Source organism: Spirillospora sp. NBC_01491, assembly GCF_036227065.1.
Classification (GTDB): Bacteria; Actinomycetota; Actinomycetes; order Streptosporangiales; family Streptosporangiaceae; genus Spirillospora; species Spirillospora xylanilytica.
Window position 1 is genome coordinate 5,892,701 of record NZ_CP109432.1, and the last position, 25,224, is coordinate 5,917,924.

A 25,224-nucleotide genomic window follows, 5' to 3' on the forward strand; every position below is an offset into this window, starting at 1 on the left:
ATGGGGCCACTGTCGGGCCGGATCCGGCCGTGCGACAAGGCCGCCGTCCCGCAAGACGGGACGGCCGCTCCGAACGGGCCCGTTCCGACCGGCGGATACGTTGGACGCATGCATCCGAGAGGAGCCGGCGACGGATCGATGTCCGGCCGCATCGCGGCGGTCCTCGGCGCGTTCCGGGTCGAGGACGACGCGCTCGGCCCCGCCGAGATCGCCCGCCGCACCGGGCTGCCCCGCTCCACCGTGCACCGGCTCGCGCACGAACTGGTGGGCACCGGGCTCCTCGAACACGCGGGCGGACGGGTGCGGCTCGGGCTGCGGCTGTTCGAGATCGGCCAGCGGGTGCCGAGGCAGCGGGTGCTGCGCGAGGCGGCGCTCCCGCTGATGTCGGACCTGCGCGAGGCCACCCGGCAGACCGTCCACCTGGCGGTGCTGGAGGGGCACGAGGTCGTCTACGTCGAGATCCTGCCCACGGCGGGCGGCCCGGCGCTGCCGTCCAGCGTCGGCGGGCGGCTGCCCGCACTGGCCACCGGGGTCGGCAAGGCGATCCTGGCCTGCTCGCCGCCGCCGCTGGCCGAGGAACTGCTGGCCGCCGGACTGCCGAGGCTCACCGGACGGGCGGTCTCCGCACCGGCGCTGATGGCCCGCGAGCTGGCCCGGATCCGCCGTGACGGGGTGGCCTACGACCGCGAGGAGTCCGGGGCGGGCATCGTCTGCGTCGCCTGCCCGGTGCTGGACACCGAGGGGCTGGCCGTCGGGGCGCTCTCGGTGTCGGGATGGAGCGGCCGGATGCGCACCGGCCAGGTCGCGCCGGCCGTCCGCACCGCCGCGCTCACCCTCTCCCGGACGCTGGCCGGCGGGGACGCGGCGCCGATCCGCATGATCCGCCTCCAGCACCCCCACCGGCTTCCGCCCGTGGTGTGAGGCGGTGCTCAAGCCGGCCGTCCTGGCCTGAACACCACCAGAGCCTCACATCCGCGAAGGCCCCCGCGTGCTGGAGGTCGCCGCGTCCGGCGCCGCGCCGTCCGCCCCGGATCCGACCGCCCCGGATCCGACCGCCTGGACGAGCCAGTCGCGCACCCGCGCCGCGTCGAGGTCCTCGACCGCGGCGAGCTGCACCGTCGCCATGCGCGGGCCGGGCGTGAGGGTCCCGGACGGGTCGGTGATCGGGCCCGCGTTCCAGATCATGAAGGTCACGTAGCGGGGATGGGCCTTGAACCCCGCGACCGGGCGGCGGTCCGCCAGCCAGACCGGATGCCCGTGCCAGACCTTCCCCTCGGCGTGCGGCAGGACGTCGTCCAGGATGCCGCGGAGCCCCTCGGCGATCGCCTGGAGCGTCCCGTCGAGCCCAGTGGTGTAGTCATCGATCGTTGGCATGGTGGTCCTCTCGTGCTCGTCGGCGCGTTGCCGAGTCCGTGTGGTTCCGGCCGGCCCGGACGGTGCGCCCGGTATGAGGCGCTGGACGCGGCCCGTCATCGCCCCGCGCCCCGGCGTCCCGGCGCTCCGCTCAGAGCGCTCGGGGACGCCGGGCCGGGTGGGGACGCTTCACGTCACGTCCGGGGCTGGACCGCCGCTCCTCCGCTCAGGCGGTCCGGGTGAAGGCGTCATGGACGATCTCGGCGCTGGTGGCGGCGTCGAAGGCCAGGCCCTGGTGATCGCCGGGGAACTCGACCGCCTTGGTGCCGAGACGCTTGGCGAGCGCCAGGGCGGACAGGAGGGGGACGCCTTCGGGCGAACCGGCACCGACGCCGACGACGATCGGCGCGGAGCCGGAGCGCAGCGCGGCGACGTCGGGCTCGAAGCGCAGCACCGGCACCAGCATGTGGGCGAGGAAGTAGTCGAGGTTCCCCTGGATCCGGCCCATCATCTCCAGCGCCTCGGGGGGCATCTGGGAAGGGTCCGGCATCGCCGGGGGAGCGGCGCCGTCTCCCTCGATGGTGGCGATGAACTTCTGCATCGCGGCCCCCACGCCCTCACCGGTGTAGGTGTCGCGGACCTCCTGGAACTTCGCCCGCCAGTGCGCGGGGTCGGGCAGGATCTCCGGGATCGGCGGCTCGTGCACGACCAGGGCGCGCACCTGCTCGGGGTGGCGGGCCGCCAGGTCCAGGGCGGTGAGAGCGCCGCCGCTGTTGCCCAGCACGTAGGCGGGCTCGTCGCCCAGGACCGCCAGGAGGCGGTGGGCGTCCTCGCTGAAGACCGCGACGCTCTGGTCCTCGGGCGGTCCCGTCAGGCTGCTGCGGGACAGCCCGCGCTGGTCATAGCTGACGACGGTGTACCGGTCGGACAGCAGCGCGGCCAGGCCGGCCAGCGCCCCCGCGTCGGCGGGCGCGCCCGGGATCATCAGCAGCAGCGGCCCCGATCCGCGGACCTCGTAGTGCAGTTGCGCTCCGGGAACTTGGAGCGTCTTCGTCTCAACGTCGTGCATGGATGTTCCGTTCTTGTGAAGTGGGTGGATTCAGGCCGGCCGGTAGGCCAGGTCGATCACGCCGGTGCTGAACGTGGTGGATCCGGTGAGCTTGAGCGGCACCCGGCCGGTGCCCTCGGTGAAGAGCCGCTGCCCGGAGCCCAGCACGATCGGGTGGACCATCAGGCGGAGCTCGTCGATGAGGCCCGCGTGCAGCAGCGTCCGGGTCAGGGTGATGCTGCCGGAGAGCTGGATGTTCTTGCCCGGCTGCCGCTTGAGTTCGGCCAGGGCGCCGGTGACGTCGCCGTCCAGCAGGGTCGAGTTCTGCCACTCGGGTTCGCCCAGGGTGGTCGAGGCGACCAGTTTGGGGATGCCGTTCAGCTGATCGGCCAGCTCACCGGTCTGGTGCGGCCAGACCGAGGCGAAGGACTCATAGGTCACCCGTCCCAGCAGCAGGGTGTCGGCCGCGGCGTGCATCTCGCCGACGGCCGCCTGCATCTCCTCGTTCAGATAGGGGAAGTGCCAGCTCTCCGGCGCCTCCACCACTCCGTCAAGCGAGATGAACAGCCCGGCCACGATCTTCCGTGTCGCTGTCATGCAGCGCCTCCCTTCGTCTCCGTCATTGGTCGCCAACGATTCCGTAGAGGGCTGACCTGCATCAACAGGCGATCGGAGAAGGAAGGATTTAGCCAGATTCAACGACGGCGGCACCGCTGCCGGGACCGGCTCGCGCTGGGTCCGGGGCATCCCGCGCGCAGCGTGCGCATGCTGCGGTCGATCTCTTCCTGGGAAGGGCCGGGCCCCGCGAGCAGCGTTCCGAACAGCCGCATCCCATCCGCCTCAGATTTTTACCGGTTCTGTGGTGCGGTCAACCAGATGGTGTCAACTCTCGCTCCTGCCAGGTGGGCGGCATGGCACTTAGTCACAGTGGCGTGAACGGGAGCTAGGCAGCGCGATGCCGCCGTGTGAAAATCCCGGCGAGTGGCAGGAGGTCGCCCGTCATGCCGCCACAGGAACCGCCGCTGGTCGAGCGCGAGCGCGACCTGGCATCGCTGGTGGCGGCACTCGCCCGTCCGCCCGCGGTCGTGGTGGTGGAGGGCGAGCCGGGCGCCGGGAAGACCCGGCTGGTGCGCGAGGCGCTCGCCGACCGGGCGCTCGCCGGGCGGCGGCGGCTGCTCGGGTACGCCGTCCCCGCGCGGGCGCCGTGCCCGCTGGGACCGGTGATCGAGGCCCTCGCCGCCGTGAGCCGCCCACCCGCACAGGGCCTCAGCCCGCTGACCGGGGTGCTGCGCACGGTGCTTCCCGAACTGGCCGGCATCCTGCCGCCGCCGCCGCCCGTGGCGCCGGGCGAACCGCGGCTGCTCCGGCACCGGCTGGTGCGCGCCGCCGCCGAGCTGCTCGGCAAGCTCGGCCCGACCGTGCTGGTACTGGAGGATCTCCAGTGGGCCGACGAGGCCACGGTCGAACTGCTCCGGATGATCAGTGCCCGGCCGCCGCCGGAGCTGTCGGTGGTGCTCACCCGCGGGTTCCCGGCGGACCCGCCGGAGCCGGGGCCGGCCGCCGACCGGATCCAGCTCGCGCCGCTGTCGGTGCCCGCCGCCGGACGGCTGGCGGCCGACAGCCTGGGCAGGACGGCGGCCGTCCCCCCTGAACTGGCGGAACGGCTTCACGAGCGCAGCGGCGGCGTACCGCGCGCAGTACACGAGGACGCGCTGCTGCTCCGGGACCTCGGCCTGCTCCGTCCGTTGGACGGCGCCTGGGCCCTCGTCGGGGGAGGGGAGGCCGGGGCCGTGGCGCCGAAGGCGGTCGCCGCGGAGATCGTCGCGCTGGCCGGGAGCCTCGGCGCCACCGGCGGCGCCGTGCTGGAGGCCGCGGCCGTGCTGGCCGGACCGGCCGAACCCGACCTGGTGGCCGCGGTCGCCGGGACGGGCGGCGAGGAGACGGCCGCCGCGCTTGCGGACGCGGTCCGCCGCGGGCTCCTCCGTGAGGACGGCGGCACCGTGAGACCGCGCCACGAACTGGCCCGGATCGCCCTGTACGCGTCCATTCCCGGCTACCGGCGGCGCGAACTGCACGGCACCGCGGCGCGGGAGCTGATCCGCCGCGGCATGGTCGAGCAGGCGGTCGACCATCACCGGCGGGCCGGCGACGTCCGCGGGTGGGCGGCCAGCGCCGAGGCCGTCGCCGCGGTCGCCGCCGCCACCGGTTCCTTCGGGACCGCTCGAACCCACCTGCGCGAGATCCTCCAGTCGGACGCGGTCGCGCCGGAGCGGTGGCCGGAGCTGGCGATCGAGCTCGGCTGGGCCACGCTCGCCGACACCGCGCTCCCCGACACCGCGCTTGCTGACACCGCGCTTGCTGACACCGCGCTCCCCGACACCGGGCCCGAACGCACCGGGCCGGGCGACAGCGGACGGAACACGGAGACCGCCTCGCTGTTAGCGGCGGCGCTCGAACGCGGCGCCTCTCCCGTACAGCGGGGCGAGCTGCTCCTGCTCCGGGCCTGGCTCGTGCTGGAGTCCGCCGGGACCGGCGGGGAGGCCCGCGACACCGCCGCCGCGCTGTGCGCCGCGCTCGAAGATCTCGCTCCGCGCCCCGACCTCCAGGCGATCGCGCACGCCCTCCTCGCGACGCCGAACAGGCAGCCCGGCCGGGACCTGCCCGCGCAGATGGCCTCCCTGGAACGGGCCCGCACGGCGCTCTCCCGAACCGGCGATCCGATGGCTCGGGCGGTCGTGCTGACCACCGCCGCGCACCTGCTCCTCACGATCGGCAGCCCCGAGGCGTGGGCCGCGGTCGCCGCCCTGCCCGCTCGCGGCGGACGGCCGGACGTGGACGTCCGCCTCGTCCGGGGGCTGGCGGACCTGGCCGAGGCGGCGCTGCACCTCGGGCACTACCCGCGCAGCCTGGAACTGGTCGAGCGGGGGCTGGCCGCGGGCGTGCGGTCCTATGACGCGCGGCTCCGGGCCACTGCGGCGAGGGCCCGCTGGGCGATGGGCGACACCGGCTTCACAAGGCAGGCGCGCGGCCCCGCCGATGAGCCTCCGGCCGGTGAGCCTCCGTCGGACGGGCCGCCGGCCTCGCGGCTGCTGCCGGCGCAGGTCCGCACCGGCCAGGGCCGGCTGGACGACGCGCGGCGCGCGCTGCGGGCGGTGGCCGAGGACGCGCTCGGGATCGGTGAGCTCGCCATCGCGGCCCACGCCGCCGCGGACGTCAACCGGGTGGCGCTCACGGCGGGCCGCCGGCGCCTCGGGCACGCACTGGCCGGCCGGGTCCTGGAGGAGGTGGCGCGCAAGCAGGTCTGGGTCCTGGCGGCACCGCTGCTGCCCTTCGCCCCGCTCGATCTGCTGTCCGCGGCGCTGCCCTGGTACCGCGGTGCCCTGGCGGACCGGGACGTGCCGCTCGCCCGCGCCGCGCTCGTCTTCGCCGAGGCGCGGCTGAACGAGCGGGACGGCGACATGGCCCTGGCGTGGAAGGGCTACGAGTCCGCCCGCCGCGGATACGCCGCGTTGCCCGACCCCCGGATGGCGGCCCATGCCTGCGCGGCCGAGGCGCGCTCCCGGATCTCCGCCGGGCAGGCACCGGACGCGGGCCTGCTGCGCGACACCTGGAGCACGTTCACCGGTCTCGGCCTCACCTGGGACGCCGACCGGGTGAAGGAGCTGATGCGGGAGACCGGCCTGCCCGTCCCGCACCGGCGAGGCCGGCCGGGCTACGGCAACCGGCTGTCCCCGAGGGAACGGGAGATCGCCGACCTGGCGGCCTCGGGCCACACGAACCGGGACATCGCCGCGGACCTGTGCATCTCGGACCGGACGGTCAAGTACCACCTGACCAACGCCATGCGGAAGCTCGAGGTGAACGGCCGCCGGGAGCTGCGCGACGCCCTCGAACCGGAGGGTCCGGGCGACGGCGCGCACGTCTGCCGCTGCGGACGGTGCGGTCGGCGATTAAACCTGTCCTGATCGGACGGGGCATCCGTCGGGCGATCCGGTGACTATGAGAGAGATTCACGTTCGACCCGGCACCGGGCTCCCACCCAGCCCGCCGCGAAGACCGGCGCCGCGTCGGACGACGGCGGAAGGACCGCCGTAGTGTCCGAGGAGGAAGGACCCCCCCGCATGAGAACCGCCAGCCTGATCGTAGGACTCGCCGCCCTCACCACCACCGGCCTCATGGTAGCCCCCGCCTACGCCGCAGCCGGCAAGGTCGACGGCTCCGTCACCGCGGTCGGCACGACCTGCACGTGGACCAACGCGACCACCAGCAACACCCCCCCGAACACCCTGACGGTCGACCACACCACGATCAGCGCGAGCTGCGGCGGCGGCGTCACCGTCGGCCTCAGCAACTCCCCGACGGTCACCTTCAACGACACCGCCGGCACCGCCACCTCCCCGTCGGTCGGGGTCACCGCCACCGTGAGCGGCCTCAACTGCGGCTACTCCGTGAGCAACCTCTCGCTCGCCCGCCAGGGGACGACCCGGACCTACACCGGCGGCCCGTTCACGGCCTCCAAGACCTCGGGCAGCTTCCTGTGCCCGGGCACCGCGACCGTCGACTCGGCGTCCTTCAGCTTCCACTGATCGATCGCTGATCACCTGAGATGACCCCCGAAGCGGGGCCGAGGCCACCCCTCGGCCCCGCTTCGCCATGGCTGGCCTGCCTCCCGTATTTCGCGGTCGCCTCCGGGTTTCTTGATCACCAGATAGCGCCGGCCTTACCGGCGGGTGGGCAGGTAGGGGGAGCGAAGATCGTGAGCAGGCGAGGAGATGCCGTGGACGCCATGCCGTCGTTCGAGGACCGGACCGATTTCGAGAACGCCGACAAGGGCTACCTCGGCACCACGTCGCAGTCGACGATCACGGACGCCTCGGGGCGGACGGTCTGGAACTTCGACGCCTACACGTTCTTGGACGGCGCGTGCCCGGACACCGCGAACCCCAGTCTGTGGCGGCAGTCGCAGCTGACCGCCAAACACGGCCTGTACCAGGTGGCCGCGGGTGTCTACCAGGTGCGCGGGTTCGACCTGTCCAACATCTCCTTCATCGAGGGCGACACCGGCGTCATCGTCGTGGACCCGCTGCTGTCCGGCGAGTGCGCGGAGGCCGCGCTCGCGCTCTATCGCGAGCACCGGGGCGACCGCGCCGTCACGGCGGTCATCTACAGCCACTCGCACGCCGACCACTTCGGCGGGGTGCGCGGCGTGGTGCCCGACGGCGCGGTCATCCCGATCATCGCTCCAGCGGGGTTCCTGGAGAACGCCGTCGCCGAGAACGTCTATGCCGGCGCCGCCATGAACCGCCGGGCGGTCTTCATGTACGGGGCGGAGCTGCCCAAGGGGCCGGACGGTCACATCGGCGCGGGCCTCGGCCAGACCACCTCCACCGGCACCATCTCGCTGATCGAGCCCAACCTGCCGATCACCGGGACCGGGCAGGAGGAGGTGGTGGACGGCGTCCGGATCGTCTTCCAGCTCACCCCCGGCACCGAGGCTCCGTCGGAGATGAACTTCGCCTTTCCCGACCGGCGCGCCCTCTGCATGGCCGAGAACGCCACCCACAACCTGCACAACGTGCTGACGCTGCGCGGCGCGCTGGTGCGCGACCCGCACCTGTGGGCGCGCTACCTCACCGAGGCGATCGAGTTGTTCGCCGCCGGCGCCGACGTGCTGTTCGCCTCGCACCACTGGCCGACCTGGGGCACCGCCGAGCTCACCGGGTTCCTGTCCGAGCAGCGCGATCTGTACGCCTACCTGCACGACCAGACGCTGCGGATGCTCAACCAGGGGTACACCGGCGTCGAGATCGCCGAGATGATCCAGATGCCGCCCGCGCTGGAACGCGCGTGGCACACCCACGGCTACTACGGGTCGGTCTCGCACAACGTCAAGGCGATCTACCAGCGCTATATGGGCTGGTTCGACGGCAACCCGGCCCACCTGTGGGAGCTGCCGCCCGCGGAGTCGGCCGCCAGGCACGTGGAGATCATGGGCGGCGCCGACGCGATCCTGCCCAAGGCCAGGGCCGCCGTGGACGCCGGCGAGATGCGCTGGGCGACGCAGCTCCTCAACTACGTCGTGTTCGCCGATCCCGGCAGCACCGAGGCGCGCGAGATGCTCGCCGGCGTCTACGACAAGCTCGGGCACGGCAGCGAGAACGGAACCTGGCGCAACTTCTATCTCCAGGGCGCGGCCGAGCTTCGCGGCAACAAGCCCTCCATCAGCCTCGACAGCGCCTCACCCGACGTCGTGCGGGCCCTCGGAATCGACCAGGTCTTCGACTCCATCGCCATCCGCATCGACGCGCCGCGGGCCTGGGACACCCGCCTGACCATCGACTGGAACTTCACCGACCTCAAGGAAGAGGTCCGCCTCAGCCTCGCCAACGGCGTCCTCACCCAGACCCGCTCCCACGACGGCACCTCGGCCGACCTCGTCCTGACCCTGACCAAGCCGCAACTGCTCGGCCTGGTCGCCACCGGAGACCTCGGCGGCATCCGGTCCGACGGCGACAGCGGGGCGCTCACCACCCTGATGGGCCTCCTCGACGACGTCGACCACAACTTCGACATCGTCACCCCGTAGGCCACCGCGCCGGACGGCCCGCCCGGCTCGCACCATTCACCCACGGGCATGGCGAACGCGGTGTCGAACTCGGTGCCGCCCTCCGCCATCCGCTCGACGAGGATGCCCACGGTCCAGCCCGCCGCCTGGCGGGAGGCCCCGTACTTCGCCGACGAGGAGCGGGCGGCGCTCGCGCTGGCCGAGGCCGCCACGCGGCCGGCCGACCGTCCCGACGCGGTGAACGACGAGGTCTGGGATACCGCCGCCACCTACTCGACGAGAAGCAGATGGCCGCGATCGTCCTGAGCCCCCGGCCGGATTCGAACCGGCGACCTGCCGCTTACAAGGCGGCTGCTCTGGCCAACTGAGCTACAGGGGCCTGCGGCACTGGGTGCCGATGGGCATCACTTTACCGCCGTGCGGCGGGTCGGTGGTGACGGTGACCGGGGGGCAGGGGAGGCGGCCTGGGGGTCGTCGGGGATGGGGCCCGTGGAACCGGACATCAGGCGGCGGTGGGCGTCGTTCGCCGATGTTTCGGCGGAATCGGCCGGGACGCGGTGCATCGGCGCGGATATTCGATAATCGGGAGGTGTCGTAATGGCCGGGAAATCAGTGCCTTTTCGTACTGTCCGGCGGCACGGAATTTCATGCATTCTCGCCAAGTGGCCACGGCCGGGCAGGGTTCTTTGATCTCATAGTGGAGTGTAATCACTACACAGAGTTACGGCGAGTCAGGGGAGGGCCCTATGGTCTGGGACTCGAAGCCATCGCCGCGTCAGGGGACCGATCGGGGGAAAAGGGTTCCTCCCGGACATTATGCGCCTCTCGCGCGCGATGAGAGATTCCAGCTGCTCAAGAAGAAGTCGCATCGGCTTGCTCTGGCGATCGCCACCTCATTTCTGGGGTGGTATTTCCTATATGTAGGTCTTTCTGCGTTTGCTCGGGGGTTCATGGCCCGGCCGGTGGCCGGGAACGTCAACGTGGCGATCCTGCTGGGGGTGCTCCAGATCGTCTCGACGTTCCTGCTGGCTTGGGCCTACGCCGCGTTCGCGCGCCAGACCCTCGATCCGCTGGCGGCCGAGCTCCGGGCCGTGGCCGCGGGCGGCGCCGCGCCGGTGCCGCGGACGGCGGGCGATCTCGACACGCAGCGGTGGCCCGTCCACGGGCAGGCGCCGGAGCAGGGGCCGGGGGCGGCGGCCGAGCGGCGCGACTCCTGGCCGGGCGCCGGGGTCCGGCCGGACCTGGGCGGGCTCGGATGAGCGCGGTCGTCACCGCCCTGGGAAAGGGGCACGGCAGCCCGGACGGACGGATCCTCACGTTCGGGTTGTTCGTCGCGTTCATCCTGATCACGCTCGGCATCACCGTCTGGGCGCGGGCCAACACCAAGAGCGCCGACGACTTCTACGCCGGCGGCCGGATGTTCTCCGGCCCGCAGAACGGGATCGCGCTCGCCGGCGACTACATGTCGGCGGCGTCGTTCCTCGGCATCGCCGGCATCATCGCGCTGTCCGGGTACGACGGATTCCTCTACTCCATCGGCTTCCTGGTGGCGTGGCTGCTCACGCTGCTGCTGGTGGAGCTGATGCGCAACGCGGGCCGGTTCACGATGGCCGACGTGCTGGCGCACCGGGTCCGGGAGCAGGCGCCGGTCCGCACGGCCGCCGTCATCTCCACCGTCACCGTCTCGGTGTTCTACCTGCTGGCGCAGATGGTCGGGGCGGGCGCGCTGGTCTCACTGCTGCTCGGCATCCACCGCGGGCAGGCGTTCCTCGGGATGTCGGCGGGTACCGCGCAGGTCGTGACGATCATCGTGGTGGGCACCCTGATGATCTTCTATGTGATGTTCGGCGGGATGAAGGCCACCACCTGGGTGCAGATCATCAAGGCCGTGCTGCTGATGGCCGGCGCGCTGGTGCTGACCGTGCTGGTGCTGGCCCGCTTCGGGTTCAACGTCAGCTCCATGCTCGGCGCCGCGGCCGACGCCAGCGGCAAGGGCCGGGAGTTCCTCGAACCCGGCCTGCACTACGGGCGGGAGGTCGCCGGCGACCCGTACCAGACGATGGTCAACAAGCTCGACTTCGTCAGCCTGGCGCTCGCGCTGGTGCTCGGCACCGCGGGCCTGCCGCACATCGTCACCCGGTTCTACACCGTGCCCGACGCGCGGGCCGCCCGTAAGTCGGTGTCCTGGGCGATCGGGCTGGTCGGGGTGTTCTACCTGATGACGCTCGCGCTCGGCTTCGGCGCCGCCGCCCTGGTCGGACGGGACGCGATCGTCGCCCAGGACCCGGCGGGCAACACCGCGGCGCCGCAGCTCGCGCAGTCCCTCGGCGAGCACGTCGGCGGGCAGTTCGGCGGCGACATCCTGCTGGCCTTCATCGCCGCCGTCGCGTTCGCCACGATCCTCGCGGTCGTGTCCGGGCTGGTGCTGGCGTCCTCCACCTCGCTGGCGCACGACTACTTCGGCCAGGTGCTGATGTTCGGCCGGTCGCGGGAGTCGCAGGAGATGGGGGTGGCCCGCTTCTCGACGTTCCTCGTCGGCACCCTCGCGATCGTGCTCGCGGTGATCACCAAGAACCTCAACGTGGCGTTCCTGGTCGCGCTGGCGTTCGCGATGGCGGCGGCGGCCAACCTGCCGGCGATCGTGCTGACCCTGTTCTGGAAGCGGTTCAACAGCGCGGGGATCGTCTCCGGCATCTACGGCGGGCTGATCAGCTCGCTGGTGCTGGTCGTCCTGTCGCCGGTGGTGTCCGGCAAGGTCGACCCGGTCACCGGCGCGAGCCTGTCGCTGTTCCCGCGGGGCGTCGACTTCCACCTGTTCCCCCTGGAGAACCCCGGGATCGTGTCGATCCCGATCGGCTTCCTCTGCGCCGTCATCGGCGCCCTGGTCGGACGGGCGGACGCCGGCGACAGCCGGTACGACGACCTGAAGGTCCGTTCGCTGACGGGGGTCGGCTCCCACTGAGCGGTGTCCGTGCGGGTCCCCTCTCCGGGCCGGAGAGGGGACCCGTCGGTGTTCCGCCCGGACGCGCGCGGGTTCCGCCCGGACGCGCGCGGGCGGGCGCGCTGTCCCATCCCGTCCCCGAATGGGACGAGTGACCGAGCCGTGGCGGGATCGCGTGGCACAATGTTGGCCGCGCCCCACGGGTTGGGTGGGGCGGGTCGAGGAGCCGGGCCCGGAGGGTCCGCCGGGACGGACGGGCTGCTCGCGTTCTCCGTGGGCGGCACGCCGGCGGGGGAGCGGCCCGGACCGACCACGGCCGACTGCCGGGAGGAGGTGCGGCGGCGTGTCCCATGCCGGCCGAGGCCGTTCGCGGCCTGCCCGTACGCCGGCCGGCTTCGGCGCCCAGGTGCCGTCCCCGTCCCCGGCGTCCCGGTTCGGCGTCCGCAGGCCGTCCCGCTCCGCCTCGCGCGTCGCCGCGGCGCTCACCGCGCTCACCCTGACCGCCGCCGTCGCGGTGCCCGCCGCGATGGTCCCGGACGGGCCGCCGCCGAGGGAGCGCGCCGTGCGGGGCGCGGCGGCCGGAGCGCTGCTGGCGGCGCCGACCGACCAGATCCGCGCCCGCGAGTGGCATCTCGACGCGATGCGCGTCCCCCGCGCCTGGAAGTGGTCCAAGGGCTCCGGGGTGACGGTCGCGGTCCTCGACACCGGGGTCGACAAGCGCCACCCCGACCTTTCCGGGCGCGTCATCACCGGCCCGGACCTCACCGGCGGGACCCGGCGTCCCGGCGGACGGTACTGGGGCCTGCACGGCACCTCCATGGCGAGCATCATCGCCGGCCACGGCAACGGCCCCGGCCTCCAGCGCGGCGTCATCGGGGTGGCGCCGCAAAGCCGCGTCCTGTCGATCCGGGTGACGTGGGAGAACGACGACCCGCTGCGGCAGAACGGCGGCCAGGTCGGACGCAACCGGGACGCGGTCGCGCAGGGCATCCGGTACGTCGTCGACCACGGCGCGACCGTCATCAACATGTCGCTCGGCGGCGGGAAGCAGTTCTACGACGGCAGCTCGACCGAGGCCGCCGCGATCAAGTACGCGCTGAGCAAGGGCGTGGTGCTGATCGCGTCGGCGGGCAACGACGGTTCGGGCGCCAACCGCAAGAACTTCCCCGCCGCCTATCCCGGGGTCATCGCCGTCGGCGCCCTCGACCGCCGGATGCGGCTCTGGAAGGACAGCAACCGGCGGCCCTACGTCGCGGTGTGCGCGCCCGGCGTGGAGGTCGTCAGCGCCGACGCCAGCAACGGCTACGTCGTCGGTACGGGCACCAGTCCCGCGTCCGCGATGGTCGCGGGGGTCGTCGCGCTGATCCGGTCCCGCTACACCGAGCTGACGCCCGACGAGGTCCGGCAGGCGCTCGTCCAGGGCTCACCTGCCCGCCGCCGGCCGACCGGCTCCGACACCTGCACCGGACCGCTCGACGCGGTCCGCGCCGTGACCGCCGCGAACAAGATCAACAAGGTGGCGCACGGGCCCGGCGCCGTCGCGAAGGCGACTCCGGCCCCCGCGTCCGCCCCGGCCTCCGAGGACGACTCCCACCTGCTGCTGATCGCGGTCCTCGCGGGCGGCGGCGTGCTGGTGGCGATCGGCCTGCTCCTCGGCTGGCTCCAGCGGCGGCGGCCCGATGAGGAGGACGAGCCCGAGCCCGAAGCCGCTCTCCCGGAGTACGGCGCCCTGCCGCCCAGGCCGCGCGAGTCGATCGCGGCCATGTCACCGGTGAACGCGCCCCTCTGGCAGAGCACCGACGCGTCCTCCGGAGGGTCCTTTCCCACAGACCCTCCGCCTCCCGCACGGCACGCGGCCCCGCCCGCCAGTCCGGACGAGACGTCCGCGCCTGAGCTCAACGGCGTTGGCGGTCCGCTGGGAGCCGGGGAGTTCCCGAACGGGAAGCACTATGCCTCCCCGTCCCCCTACGGCCGCGAGGACGCCTCCGGCGACGGTGTCGGGGCACACCGCGCACCGGAGGACACCGGCCTCGCCGACCAGGTGAACGGCAGCGAGCCTGACGGCGCGGGTCCAGCCGACAACACCTGGTTCAACCGTGACGACCGCGTCAACGGCCGTGAGTCGCGCCAGCCGCTCAGCCCGCTCGACACGAACGACCCCTTGGGCGTGGACGGCCTCCTCGCGACGAGCGACTCGACCGACTCCCCGGGCACTCCGATCGCCGATCGCGCCTCCGAGCACAGCAGCGGCACGCTCAACGGCGGTGGCGCGCTCAACGGCGGTGGCGCGCTCAACGCGCTCAATGGGAGCGGCCCGTTCGGCCAAGGCGACGCGTCCTATGGAAACGGCGTGCCCGAGGGGAGCGGCGGCCTCAACGGCAACGGCGCGCTCAACGGCAGTGGCGGCCTCAACGGGCACGGCGCGTTCGATGGGAGCGGCGGCCTCAACGGGCTGAACGGGAGCGGCGGCCTCAACGGGAACGCGCTTGAGGACGGCGGCGCGTTCGATGACGAAGAGTGGGAGAGGTTCCGGCGGAGCGCTCTGGAGGAATCGGGCCAACAGGAGAACGGCGACACGTCCGGCCTCCCGACCGCGCCGCCACCGCCGCAGGAGCCGCCCGATGACCGCCGGCCCCCGCCGGTCCTCCCTCCTGCGGATGAGCGGCCCACGGGCGCCCTTCCAGCGTCTCCGCCGCTGGGCGCGCCTCCGGGAGGTGTCGGTGGGAGACCGTCCCGTGGCGCGCTCCCCCCGGCCGATCCGTTGCAGGACGACGCTCTGGGGCACGTGACCAGGCGTCCGCGCCCGTCTGAGGACGACGACTTCCGTCCGCCCTGGTGGTGATCGCGTCGCGTCCGCTACTCCGTCCGGCGTAGCGCGGGAGCCTCCGGCCGTACGATGACGGCCCCCGGACCCGTCGCCGAGCATCGACTCATCCGCAACCAGGAGGTCGATGACCATGATGACGACATCGGTGGTGCAGGCCGCACAGGCCGCGCAGGCTCACCCGGGCTGGCACGACGGCGGGGACGCGCCCGCCTTCTGGCCGGTCTTCCCCATCACGTTCGGGCTGTTCTGGCTGGCCGTGATCGGGCTCGGGTTCTATCTGGTGCGCCGGAGGACGAACGGGCCGGGCGGCGCGGCGACCGCCGGGGCCGCGTCGGCGACGGACCCGATGAGCAGCGCGCTGACCATCCTCGCCGAGCGCTTCGCCCGTGGAGAGATCGACGAGGACGAGTACCACATGCGCATGTCGGGGCTGCGGCACGGCGGCTGACGCGCGTCGGCCCACGGCCCGTCCGTCCGGGCCGGTCCGCGCGGCGGCCCGCGCGGGCCGCCGCGCCGCCGGTCAGTCGGCCTCGGCCTCTTCGAAGATCTTGTCGACGCCGTCCAGTTCCATGGGGGCCTGGGCGGCGGCGTCCGCGAAGCGGGTGAAGAGGCGGGCGAAGTCGGCGCGCTCCTCGGTGGTCCAGCCCGACATGAGCTCGGCGATGTAGGCGCGGCGGTACCGCTCGGCGACCCGCTTGACCCGCCGTCCGGCGTCGGTCAGCCCGAGGTTGGCGCGGCGGGCGTCGTTCGGGGAGGGACGGCGTGAGATCAGCCCGGCGTCGATCGCGTGCCCGACGAGGCGGCTGGCGGTCGAGGGGTCGATCTCCAGCCGCTCGGCGACGGCGCCGACGGTGACCTCGCCGGCGGCCTCCGCTGCGCAGGCGACGGTCAGCGCGGCGACGGCGTGCACCACCATGAGGTTGGAGACCTGGAGCGGCTGCCCGCCGGGACCGCTGGAGGTCTGCGCGCGGATCCGCTTCATCAGGTCGGGCTTGCCCCACACCCGCCGGACGTGGAAGAGCGCGACGGCGATGTCGTTGATCAACGGGTCGGAGAGGTCACCGGGCTCCACGGACCTGCCGGACCGTCCGGACGTGTCGGACGCCGCGCGCGGGGCGGGGTCGGTTCCCGGGGGCCGTTCCGTGGAGGAGGTCTCCGTCACCATGCACAGGTCTCCCGTTCGCTGCCGGTCATCTCGGATACCGGACGGTATGTTGCAATGTACACACTTTAACGCATGTAGCATGCATGTGTTTTGGTTCCGACTCCCTTCCAGGGTGCCCCACCTGGGGTGATCCGGCACCCCGGACGCGCCGTTCCGAACCCGTCCAGGCGCACTGGGTGGGACGGCCGGGACGACGTCGCCCCGGTGGTCCGGAGCGTGACGCGAGCGGCGGATGTGCGGCCGGGGGCTCCGGTCGAGTGCTGTGACAGTGTGTGATGGTCCGCAGGTCGGCGCGGTCGTGGTGCACCGGAGCGCGGTTTGCGGCCCGGTCCGGCGAGGGGTCTGTCGTTCCGCCGGAACCACCGGAACTTGTCGGTGGGGACGCGTAGCATGGCACCGGCCGAACCCGGACGACCCGGGACTAGTAACCACAGAGGGGACCTCATGCGCGAGGCGAACGCCCCCGGTGCCGGCCCCCAACAGGACGGAAGCATGGACGATGGCTCAGCGCTCCAACCGGTGAACGAAGGCCCGAGCGAGGGCCCAAGCGAGGGTCTGAACGAGGGGCCGAAGGAAGGCCCGGACGGGGACCTGGAAGACGATGGCGCCTTCCCCTCCGGCCTCCTGTCCGAGCGTGACCGCCAGATCCTCGCCTTCGAGCGGCAGTGGTGGAAGTACGCCGGGGCCAAGGAGCAGGCGATCCGCGAACTGTTCGACATGTCGGCGACGCGGTACTACCAGCTCCTCACCCTCCTGATCGACCGGCCCGAGGCGCTCGCGCACGACCCGATGCTGGTCAAGCGCCTCCGCCGGATGCGCACGCAGCGGCAGCGGCAGCGTGCCGCGCGCCGACTCGGCCTCCGGCCCTGAACCGGCCACCATTGCCGGTGTGAACTCTCCCCGAAGTGTGACGGCCGCCGGTACCGACGGCCTGGACGCGATCCGCGCCGACCCCGCCGCGGCCGTGCTCGGCTTCGACTTCGACGGCACGCTGGCGCCGATCGTCGACGATCCGGCCGCGGCCCGTGCCCATCCCGCGGCGGCGGCGGCGCTGGCCCGGCTGGCCCCGCTGGTCGGCGCGCTGGTGATCGTCACCGGCCGGCCCGCCGCCCTGGCGGTGGAGTACGGGGGCTTCGCCGGCATCGACGGGCTCGTCGTCCTCGGGCAGTACGGGCTCGAACGCTGGGAGTCGGGCGTGCTGACCGTCCCCGAGCCGCCCCCGGGCGTCGCGGAGGCGCGGGCCAAGCTGCCCGGTGTGCTGGAGGCCGCCGGGGCGCCCCCCGAGGTCTTCGTGGAGGACAAGGGGCAGGCGCTCGCGGTCCACACCCGCCGCTGCGCCGAGCCCGAGGTGGCGCTCGAACGGCTGCGCGGGCTCCTCGCCGCGCTCGCCGAGCGCACCGGGCTCGCCGTGGAGCCCGGACGGCTGGTGCTGGAACTGCGTCCGCCCGGGATGGACAAGGGCATGGCTCTGCGCTCCTTCGTCGACGCCCGCCGCGCCGCCCCCGGCGCCCCTGCCGGTCTTCCGGGCGCGGTGCTGTTCGCCGGCGACGATCTGGGCGATCTGGCGGCCTACGACGCCGTCGACGGGTTCCGCGCGCGGGGCGTACCGGGCGTGAAGGTGTGCAGCGGGTCCGCCGAGGTGACCGCGCTCGCCGACCGCGCCGACGTGATCGTCGACGGCCCGGCCGGGGTGGTGGCGTTCCTCGGCACCCTCCTCGACCCGCCGGCCTGACCCCGCCCCGGCCCGCGGGTCTCCGCGCGGCGTCGCGCCACTCTCGCGGGTGACAAACGGGGACGCGGGGATTGTGGGTTTCGGAGAGACTCCGGGGTCATGTGTGGACTTGACAGTCAATTGCGCCAAAATGTGGGGAATGTGGCGACTCGGTGCTTCGCGGGGGACCGGGTACTGAGAACGGGGAGCGTTCACGGTGGAGAGAGAGCCAGACATCCCACGCAGGCCCGACGAGTACGGGGGACCCGGGACCGGGGGACCCGGGACCGGGCCGTTCGACCGGCCGCCGGATCGGTCCGGAGCGCCGTACGGGACGGGCGCGGCCCCGTCCCCGTCCACGACGACCGGGCCGATAGGCGTGCGGGAGACCAGCGGCGTCGAGGTGCGGCTGGGGTCCCGCAGCTCGCGCAACCGCGAACGCCGCGAGCGCGAGCGCGCGGGGCGCCGCAACGGGCTGATCGCCGCCGGGGTCCTCGGCCTCGCCGCGGCGGTCGCGGGCGGGCTGCTCCTGCTCCCCGCGTCGGGGGACGACGACGCCGGGGGCGCGCCGGTCAGCGCGCAGACGGGCGCCCCGGCCGGCCGGGCGGCGGGCGCACCGCTGCCCCGCAGGGGGAAGCCCGTGGTCGTCGGGACGGCCGACGGCTCCAAGTACCGGATCGAGGCGGTGACCGGCGGGACGGGCGGCGGCGTCACGGCCCCGCAGTCGTCGGCGCAGTCGTCAGGAGCGGCGGGCGCCTATGTCGAGTACGTGCTGAGCAACCCGTCGGACCGGCAGGTCCTGCTCGACTTCCCGGGGGACGTGTTCCTCAAGCGAAGCCTCGTGTCCGCGCGTGCGCGCGGGAGGTGCATGCCCCAGGCGGGCGTGCCCGAGGACATGTGCACGCCGCCCATCAAGAGCGACGTGGTGCGCAGGCTGGCGGGTGCGGCCCTGGTCTCGGGGGACGGCGGCGACAAGTTCATGCCGCCGGGCGCCTCGTACCTGGTGCGGGCCACCGTCGCGGTGCCGGTCGACAAGCAGGTCGCCCGACGTGACCTGCACCTGTACGTGTGGAAGCAGCTCTACATGGCCGACCATCTGGCCAAGGAGGCTCCCTTTCCGCGCTGACGGGAGCTTCGCGCGCCGGCCGTCGATGACGACCGCCGTAATGATCGCCCGCATACCGGTCACCGCATACCGGTCACCGCGTACCGGCGGGGTCGGCGGACGCCCGGAGTGCGGGCGTCCGCCGGGGTGGGTCACTCCGCCTCGGGGTCATCGGCGAGGATCCCGTACAGGCGGCGGCGGGCGTCGTTGACGACGTCCAGAGCGCGCGCCTTCTGCGTCTCGCTGCCGACGGCCATGACCTGGTGCAGCGCGCCCATGAGCTGGCCGACCGCCTCGCGTCCGCGCAGGACGTTCTCGCCGGCGGCCTCGGTGACCTCGTCCCAGGGGGCGGTGGTCTGGGCGTCGGTCTCCTCGCGTCCGCTGTCGGTGAGCGCGAACAGCCGCTTGCCGCCCTGCTCCTCGCTGCTGACCCGGCCCTCGTCCTCCAGCATCTGGAGCGTCGGGTAGACCGAGCCGGGGCTGGGCCGCCAGACGCCGCCGGTGCGGTTGTCGAGCTCCCGGATCATCTCGTAGCCGTGCATCGGACGTTCGGCGAGCAGCGCCAGCAGGGCGGCCCGCACGTTGCCGCGCCGGGTGCGCCGGCCGCGTCCGCCGCGTCCGTGCCCGCCGCGCTCTCCGGGACGGCCCGGGCCGAAGCCGGGACCGGATCCCCAGGGCCCGAACGGGTCGCCGCGCCGCTGTCGTTCCTCGGGGGCGCGGAATCCTCCGCGCCTCGGGTGAGGGTGGTCGCGCATCGCAGTCTCCTTGTCTAGTGATCGGTTGCGATGCATTAACGATATATCGGAAGACAGTCGCGATGCAACTCTTGATGGCATCGACCTGGATTTCACCGAACGATGAATTAAAGGAGACGGTGGGGCGCGGCTGATCCGTCCGTCCACGTGGGGGACACCACCCCCCTGCGTGGACGGACGGGAGGGGTGGGTCAGGGAGCGGTGAGCTTGAGGGTGTTGAGGATGGCCTTGGTCAGGCTCCGGTCGTCGGTCTCCTTGACCCGGACCCAGGCGCCGAACTTCCCGGTCTTGTCCTTCAGCCCGACCTCGGTGACCGAAGGGGTGCCCCTGGTGCAGCCGGTGTAGCGGGTGATCGTGCCGGACAGGGCCTTGTCGGGGGAGGTGTAGTTCTCCGGAGTCGCCGGCGTGCAGCCCCCGTGCTTGGCGGCCAAGGGTGGGGGGAGCTGCCCGGCGGTCAGATCGGTGGTCATGCCGATGAAGACGCCGGGGCTCTTCCCGTCGCCGAGGAAACCGGGGACGCTCGGCGTCGCACGCAGCACCGGCCGGATGGTCGGGTCGGCCTTCAGCCCCACGGAGGAGGGCTTCCAGGTCTGCGCCTGCTGAGCCGGCCACGCCTTGGGCGCCGACACCTTGATCTTGCCCGCCTGGTCGGAGACGGGTGCGAAGTCGGCCGGGACGGCGGGCAGCTTCTCCCCCCCGCCCCCACCGCCGTCGTCCTTGGAGAACAGCGTGCCGAGCGCGAGCCCGCCGGCCAGGGCGACCGCCAGCACCACCGCGGTGATGATCAGCGGCGTCAGGAACTTCTTCGGCTTCTCCCCGCCGCCCTGCCCTCCCGGGCCTCCGGACCGGGCCGCGGCCCCTCCGCCAGGTCCGGGCGGAGGGGGCTGGAAGCCGGTGGGCGGCGGACTCTGGTGCGCCGGATACGGCGGCTGCCCAACGCCGGGCCCTGCCGGTCCACCCGGACCACCGGGCCCGGTCGCGCCGGGGCCGTTCCCTCCGAGCGGCGGCTGCGGCTGCGGCTGCGGGGCTTGGGGCTGCTGTGGTTGCTGGGACGGGGGCAGTGGGAAGACCGCCGTCTTGTTGTCGACCGGCTCCCGGCCTCCGCCCGGAGGCGGCGGCGGGGGCGTCGGCAACCCGACCGTCTGGTCTCCGCCGGGCTCGGTGGCGTCGTGCGCACCGGGGTAGTGGGCCGCGCTGGGCTGGTCGATGATCGTCGATTCCCCGCTGTCGGAGGGCTGCTGCGCGGGAGGGGTGTGCATCTCCGAAGTGCGGTCGTTCCCCGGGACGGGCTCGTCCAGCTGGGTCGGGAACTCCGACGACCCGGGACCGGGACCGGACGGCGGCGCCGGCAGCGGCGGCGGTGGGCCGTGCGACGGCGGGCCCTGGGCCGTGTGCGACGGCGGGGCCGAGGCGGGGCCCGGCTGGGGCCTGTCCATCACGGTCGCGTCCGGGTCGGACCCGGACACCGGGTTGTACGGAGCGGGGGCGGACATCGGATCAGGTGCGGGAGCGGGGGCAGGCGGGGTGTCGGGCCGCAGGGCGGCGAGGGCCTCGGCGAACGCCGAGGCGGTCGGCCAGCGCCGCTCGCGCTCCACCTCCAGCGCCCGGAGGATCACCTGGTCGAGCGCGGGCGGCAGATCGTCGCGCAGCTCGCTGGGCGGGGTCCTGACCGGGACCGGGCCAGGGGCGCGGCCGGTGAGCATGTGATAGCTCAGCGCGCCCAGCCCGTACACGTCGGCGCGGACGTCGAGCCCGCCGCCGAAGCGCGCCTGCTCGGGCGACATGTATCCGGGCGTGCCGACCGGCAGCGTGAACGCGCCGGAGGCGTGCGCGAGGGCCTTGGCGAGGCCGAGGTCGGCGATGAGGAGCCGCTCGCCGCCGTCCGGCGCGGACTGGAACAGCACGTTGGACGGCTTGAGATCGCGGTGGATCACCCCGAGGGTGTTGATCACCTCGACGCCGTGCGCGATCTCCTCGGCGAGGGCCAGTGCGGTATTGACCGGAAGTGGCCGTTCGTTCATCCGGTCCGCGAGCGTGCCGCGGTCGGCATACGACATCACGAAATACGGGCGGCCGTCCGGTAGCTCGCCGATATCGTGGACCCGCACCAGCCTCGCGGAGTCGGCCCGGCGCAGGATGCGGGCCTCCTCGAGGAAGCGATTGCGCACGTCGAGGTCGTCGAGGAGGCTCCCGGACAGCACCTTGATCGCGACTTGGGAGTCGAGGGCGTCGTCGTGCCCGAGCCACACAGACGCGAACGCCCCGGAACCCAGGACGCGATCGATTCGGTAACGGCCGACAGTTGGTGGAAAGGACACTCCCGTATCATGCCCAACAAACGGGGTGTGTGTGCGGACGAGCAAGAGGCGCGGCGATGGCATTCGATGAAAGGACCGAGGAGCTGGCCGTCAAGGCCGCTCAGGGGGATCAGGCTGCCCTCAACGAACTGCTCCGCAAGATCGAGCCGGACGTGTTGCGGCACAGCTCCCGGTTCCTGCCCTGCCGGCAGGATGCCGAGGAGGCGTGCCAGGACGCGTTGTTGCAGGTCGCGCGGAACATTCACCGCTTCGAGGGGCGGTCCAGGTTCAGCACCTGGCTGCATGTCGTGGTCTCCAACTCGGCGCGGTCCACCTACCGGTCGCTCAAGCGGCGGTCGGTCGAGCAGGCGGGCGAGCTCCCACAGCAGCGCCCCGACCCGCGCCGGACGAGCGTCATCGCGGGTTCCCGGGTCGACATCCTGGACGCGATGGAGGACCTGGAGGCGCGCAAGCCCGACCTGATCCAGGCCCTGGTGCTGCGCGACGTCTCCCAGCTGGAGTACGCGGAGATCGCCGAGCAGCTCAAGCTGCCGCTCGGCACCGTCAAGTCGCGGATCCACGAGGCGCGCAAGCAGGTGCGCCAGACCCTGGGGGAGTCCTACACCTGACCGGACGGCGGCCGGCCACCCGTTGGTGGCCGGCCCCGCCCGCGGGCATTCATCCGCGGCGCCGCCCGCCGGTGCCCGCTGCCCGCTGCCCGGTGCGATCTGCGGACGCTCGCCGTGCATCGGGCGAACGTGCAGGTCAGGGGCCGTCAAAGCTCGGTAACGGCTGGGCAAGAGTGCGGCCGGGCCGGGGTTGGGCGGCGGGGGCGGTGGCCAGTATCCGGACATGTCGCCAGGTCTGCCCGCGGACTCCAACCGGCCGTTCTTCGTCATCGGCTGCCCGCGCTCGGGCACGACCCTGCTTCAGTTGATGCTGCACTCGCATCGCCGGATCGCGGTCCCCGCCGAGACGCGCTTCCTGCTCCCGGCCTATACGGCCAGGTGCGACTTCGGTGACCTCCAGGACACCGAGAACAGACGGGCGCTGGCGGAGTGGATCACCGGCCGCAAGGCGACCAAGTTCCGCGAGCTCGGCCTCGACGCCGCCGAGGTGGTCGACGAGATCGTCGCCGGACCGCCCACCCTGGGCTCCGCGCTCGGCATCGTCTTCCGGGCATACGCGCGGAAGACCGGCAAGCCGCGCTGGGGCGACAAGCGGCCCAGCTACTCCCAGCACGTCCTTCCGCTGCTGCGGCTGTTCCCTCAGGCGCAGTTCGTGCATCTCATCCGGGACGGACGTGACTGCGTCGCGTCCCTCAAGGAGATGCCCTGGTTCAAGCACGACGTGCACCACGCCGTGTCCTACTGGCGCGAGGCGATCGACGCGGGCAGGCGGAACGCGGCGCGGCTGGGCCCCGGCGCCTACTACGAAGTGCAGTACGAACGGCTCGTCGCCGACCCCGCCAAGGAACTGACCGGCCTCTGCGCGTTCCTCGGTGAGGAGTTCGACCCGGCGATGACCGAACCGCAGGCCCTTGCCCAGCGCACCGTCCCGACGCGGAAGAAGTGGCACAAGCTCACTCACGACGCGGTCACCGCCGGACGCGTCGGCTCCTGGACGGACCGTCTGGAGCCCTGGGAACTCGGCCTGGCGGAGGCGGCGTTCGGCGGCCGTCTCACCGACTACGGGTACGAGCCGAGCGGTGCGCCCCGTCCGTCCGCCGCCCAGTTCACCCGGTTCACCACGACCGTCACGCATCGCCGGCTGGCACGGCGCAAGGCCGAGATCCGCGATCGCCTGCAACGCCGCCGCGAACCGGGTCCCGTCGAGTGCCGCCTCCACCTGGACCCTCCTGCCTCTACCCGGGCCCTCCCGTCCGCATCGAGCTGACCGGATCCGCCCCGGGCCGGACGGCCGTCCGGATTGTCGAGGGCGGGGCGGCGGGCCTGGTCAGTCCAGTGCGGCGAGCTGGTCGGCGAACCACTGCTGCGGGGGGAGCGCGGTCGCGGCGACCGCCAGGCGGCGGCAGCGCTCCTCTCGCGCGCCGGGGGGCATGAGGAGCGCCCGGTGCAGGGCCTCGGCGGTCTGCGACACGTCGTACGGGTTGACCATCAGCGCGTCCTCGGCGAGCTCGGCCGCCGCGCCCGCCTCGCGCGACAGCACCAGGGCGCAGCCCCGGTCCGACAGCACGGGGCCCTCCTTGGCGATCAGGTTCATGCCGTCCCGGATCGGGTTGACCAGCAGCACGTCGGCGATCCGGTAGGCGGCGAGCGAACGCGGATAGTCGTCGTTCACCTGAAGGATCAGCGGGTCCCAGTCCGGCGTGCCGAACTCGTCGATGATCTGCTCGGCGGCCTGCTGCACCGCCGCCGTATAGGCGCGGTACTCCGGCAGGTCGTAGCGCGAGGGATACGCGAACGCCAGGTGCACCACCCGGCCGCGCCACTCGGGATGGTTGACGAGCATCTCGCGGTAGGCGGCGAGCCCCCGCACGATGTTCTTGGAGAGCTCGGTCCGGTCCACGCGGACGATGAGCTGCCGTCCGCCGACCTGCGCGCGCAGTGACCGCACGCGAGCGGCGACGTCCTCCTCCGCGGCACGCCGCCGTAGCGCGTCCGCGTCGACGCCGAGACCGTGCACGCCGATCCGGGTGACGTGGCCCCCGCGCGTGACCGTCTGGGCGAGCCGGTCGACCTTCGTGCCCGGAAGGTGTTCGCAACAGTCGAGGAACGCGGCCGCCCACCGCTCGGTGAGGAATCCGGCGTGGTCGGCCCCCAGGATCCCGTCCAGGATCTGCTCGCCGATGTCGTCCGGCAGCAGCCGGTAGTACTCCGGCGGGGCCCAGGGGGTGTGCGAGAAGTGCACGATCTTCAGATCGGGGCGGCGGTCGCGGAGCATCCGCGGCGCGAGCGACAGGTGGTAGTCCTGGACCGCGGCCTTGGCGCCCTGCGCCGCGTCCCGCGCGAGCGCGTCGGCGAACGCCGCGTTGTACGCCTCGTAGGACTGCCAGTCCCTTCGCGCGCGCGCGTCGAAGTGCGGGCTTCGCGGTGTGTCGTACAGCAGATGGTGGACGAACCACAGCGTCGAGTTGGCCACCGCGTTGTACGCGCGCTGGAAGGTGGCGGCCGGGATGTCGAGCATCCGTACGGCCGCGCCGCCGGTGTCGTGCCCGGCCCGGTCGAGCCGCCCGTCCGTGACCGCGCGGGCGGCCGAACGGTCGCCGTCGCTCAGCGCCGCGCACACCCACAGCACGTCCTCGGCCGTACCGGGCCCCTCCGGAGAACCGGTCACGGCGGCCAGTCCGGAGACCAGGCCGCCACCGCCGCGCCGCATGGTCAGCGCTCCATCGTCGGATAGGGAGAAGGACACCGGGCCACGGTTGGACGCCACCAGCACTTGGCTCATACCGGCAGGGTCTCAGTGAGACCGAGGCGCATCAAAGGGGCCCGAG

The 25,224-nt window shown here is 72.9% G+C and carries 21 protein-coding genes and 1 tRNA gene; 14 read left to right on the top strand and 8 right to left on the bottom strand.

The features are described 5' to 3' along the window. Positions 1-108 precede the first annotated feature (108 nt). On the top strand, positions 109-921 hold the full coding sequence (locus OHA34_RS27510) for an IclR family transcriptional regulator (protein ID WP_329519342.1): 813 nt from the start codon (positions 109-111) through the stop codon (positions 919-921). A gap of 45 nt (positions 922-966) precedes the next feature. Here OHA34_RS27510 and OHA34_RS27515 read toward each other — a convergent pair whose 3' ends face one another. The 3 genes from OHA34_RS27515 to OHA34_RS27525 form a co-directional block, all read right to left on the bottom strand. Further along, on the bottom strand, positions 967-1,374 hold the full coding sequence (locus tag OHA34_RS27515) for a DUF1801 domain-containing protein (RefSeq protein WP_329519343.1): 408 nt from the start codon (positions 1,372-1,374) through the stop codon (positions 967-969). A 205-nt stretch (positions 1,375-1,579) separates the two neighbouring features. Beyond that, positions 1,580-2,422, bottom strand: coding sequence for an alpha/beta fold hydrolase (locus OHA34_RS27520; protein ID WP_285938659.1), 843 nt, complete (start codon positions 2,420-2,422; stop codon positions 1,580-1,582). A 30-nt stretch (positions 2,423-2,452) separates the two neighbouring features. Then, a complete protein-coding gene (locus OHA34_RS27525; protein ID WP_285938658.1) occupies positions 2,453-2,998 on the bottom strand; it encodes a dihydrofolate reductase family protein in 546 nt (181 codons plus the stop codon). Between the two features lie 404 nt (positions 2,999-3,402). Between OHA34_RS27525 and OHA34_RS27530 the strand changes: the two genes are divergently transcribed. From OHA34_RS27530 to OHA34_RS27545, 4 genes are all read left to right on the top strand, one after another. Further along, positions 3,403-6,366 (top strand): helix-turn-helix transcriptional regulator, encoded by a 2,964-nt coding sequence (locus tag OHA34_RS27530; RefSeq protein WP_329519344.1) that lies wholly within the window; start codon positions 3,403-3,405, stop codon positions 6,364-6,366. Positions 6,367-6,522: 156 nt separating this feature from the next. Beyond that, a complete protein-coding gene (locus OHA34_RS27535; protein WP_285938655.1) occupies positions 6,523-6,987 on the top strand; it encodes a hypothetical protein in 465 nt (154 codons plus the stop codon). Positions 6,988-7,187: 200 nt separating this feature from the next. Continuing rightward, positions 7,188-8,987 (top strand): alkyl/aryl-sulfatase, encoded by a 1,800-nt coding sequence (locus tag OHA34_RS27540; protein ID WP_329522456.1) that lies wholly within the window; start codon positions 7,188-7,190, stop codon positions 8,985-8,987. Between the two features lie 102 nt (positions 8,988-9,089). Then, positions 9,090-9,272: a hypothetical protein gene (locus OHA34_RS27545; RefSeq protein WP_329519345.1), complete on the top strand. Its 183-nt coding sequence runs from the start codon at positions 9,090-9,092 to the stop codon at positions 9,270-9,272. On the opposite strand, the gene OHA34_RS27550 is transcribed toward OHA34_RS27545, so the two are convergent. Next, positions 9,272-9,345, bottom strand: a tRNA-Thr gene (locus tag OHA34_RS27550). The genes OHA34_RS27545 and OHA34_RS27550 overlap by 1 nt on opposite strands. Positions 9,346-9,712: 367 nt before the next feature. Here OHA34_RS27550 and OHA34_RS27555 point away from each other — a divergent pair. The 4 genes from OHA34_RS27555 (at position 9,713) to OHA34_RS27570 (ending at position 15,182) form a co-directional block, all read left to right on the top strand. After that, positions 9,713-10,225, top strand: coding sequence for a DUF485 domain-containing protein (locus OHA34_RS27555; RefSeq protein WP_285938654.1), 513 nt, complete (start codon positions 9,713-9,715; stop codon positions 10,223-10,225). Beyond that, complete coding sequence (locus OHA34_RS27560; protein ID WP_329519346.1) at positions 10,222-11,928, top strand: solute symporter family protein; 1,707 nt, start codon at positions 10,222-10,224, stop codon at positions 11,926-11,928. Before OHA34_RS27555 ends, OHA34_RS27560 begins: the two co-directional genes overlap by 4 nt. A gap of 322 nt (positions 11,929-12,250) precedes the next feature. Beyond that, the gene (locus OHA34_RS27565; protein WP_329519347.1) at positions 12,251-14,749 is read left to right on the top strand and encodes a S8 family peptidase; all 2,499 of its coding nucleotides are present in this window, start codon (positions 12,251-12,253) and stop codon (positions 14,747-14,749) included. Between the two features lie 109 nt (positions 14,750-14,858). Beyond that, positions 14,859-15,182 (top strand): SHOCT domain-containing protein, encoded by a 324-nt coding sequence (locus OHA34_RS27570; protein ID WP_329519348.1) that lies wholly within the window; start codon positions 14,859-14,861, stop codon positions 15,180-15,182. A 72-nt stretch (positions 15,183-15,254) separates the two neighbouring features. On the opposite strand, the gene OHA34_RS27575 is transcribed toward OHA34_RS27570, so the two are convergent. Then, entirely contained in the window at positions 15,255-15,899 is a 645-nt protein-coding gene (locus OHA34_RS27575; RefSeq protein ID WP_285938650.1) for a MarR family winged helix-turn-helix transcriptional regulator, read from the bottom strand. Between the two features lie 591 nt (positions 15,900-16,490). On the opposite strand from OHA34_RS27575, the gene OHA34_RS27580 reads away from it, so the two are divergent. The 3 genes from OHA34_RS27580 (at position 16,491) to OHA34_RS27590 (ending at position 18,736) form a co-directional block, all read left to right on the top strand. Then, positions 16,491-16,769: a DUF3263 domain-containing protein gene (locus tag OHA34_RS27580; RefSeq protein WP_285940061.1), complete on the top strand. Its 279-nt coding sequence runs from the start codon at positions 16,491-16,493 to the stop codon at positions 16,767-16,769. 19 nt (positions 16,770-16,788) lie between these two features. Further along, positions 16,789-17,631, top strand: coding sequence for a trehalose-phosphatase (otsB, locus tag OHA34_RS27585; RefSeq protein ID WP_329519349.1), 843 nt, complete (start codon positions 16,789-16,791; stop codon positions 17,629-17,631). 196 nt (positions 17,632-17,827) lie between these two features. Continuing rightward, the gene (locus OHA34_RS27590) at positions 17,828-18,736 is read left to right on the top strand and encodes a hypothetical protein (protein WP_329519350.1); all 909 of its coding nucleotides are present in this window, start codon (positions 17,828-17,830) and stop codon (positions 18,734-18,736) included. Between the two features lie 131 nt (positions 18,737-18,867). Here the strand turns inward: OHA34_RS27590 and OHA34_RS27595 are convergent, their stop codons facing one another. Then, positions 18,868-19,470 carry a PadR family transcriptional regulator gene (locus OHA34_RS27595; RefSeq protein WP_285938647.1) on the bottom strand — a complete coding sequence of 201 codons (603 nt, stop codon included), beginning with the start codon at positions 19,468-19,470 and terminating at the stop codon, positions 18,868-18,870. Positions 19,471-19,661: 191 nt separating this feature from the next. Further along, entirely contained in the window at positions 19,662-21,788 is a 2,127-nt protein-coding gene (locus OHA34_RS27600; RefSeq protein ID WP_329519351.1) for a serine/threonine-protein kinase, read from the bottom strand. A gap of 56 nt (positions 21,789-21,844) precedes the next feature. Between OHA34_RS27600 and OHA34_RS27605 the strand changes: the two genes are divergently transcribed. Further along, a complete protein-coding gene (locus OHA34_RS27605) occupies positions 21,845-22,396 on the top strand; it encodes an RNA polymerase sigma factor (protein ID WP_160820460.1) in 552 nt (183 codons plus the stop codon). A 223-nt stretch (positions 22,397-22,619) separates the two neighbouring features. Beyond that, positions 22,620-23,663, top strand: coding sequence for a sulfotransferase family protein (locus OHA34_RS27610; RefSeq protein WP_329519352.1), 1,044 nt, complete (start codon positions 22,620-22,622; stop codon positions 23,661-23,663). Between the two features lie 60 nt (positions 23,664-23,723). Here the strand turns inward: OHA34_RS27610 and OHA34_RS27615 are convergent, their stop codons facing one another. Beyond that, entirely contained in the window at positions 23,724-25,178 is a 1,455-nt protein-coding gene (locus OHA34_RS27615; protein WP_329519353.1) for an alpha,alpha-trehalose-phosphate synthase (UDP-forming), read from the bottom strand. Positions 25,179-25,224 lie beyond the last annotated feature (46 nt).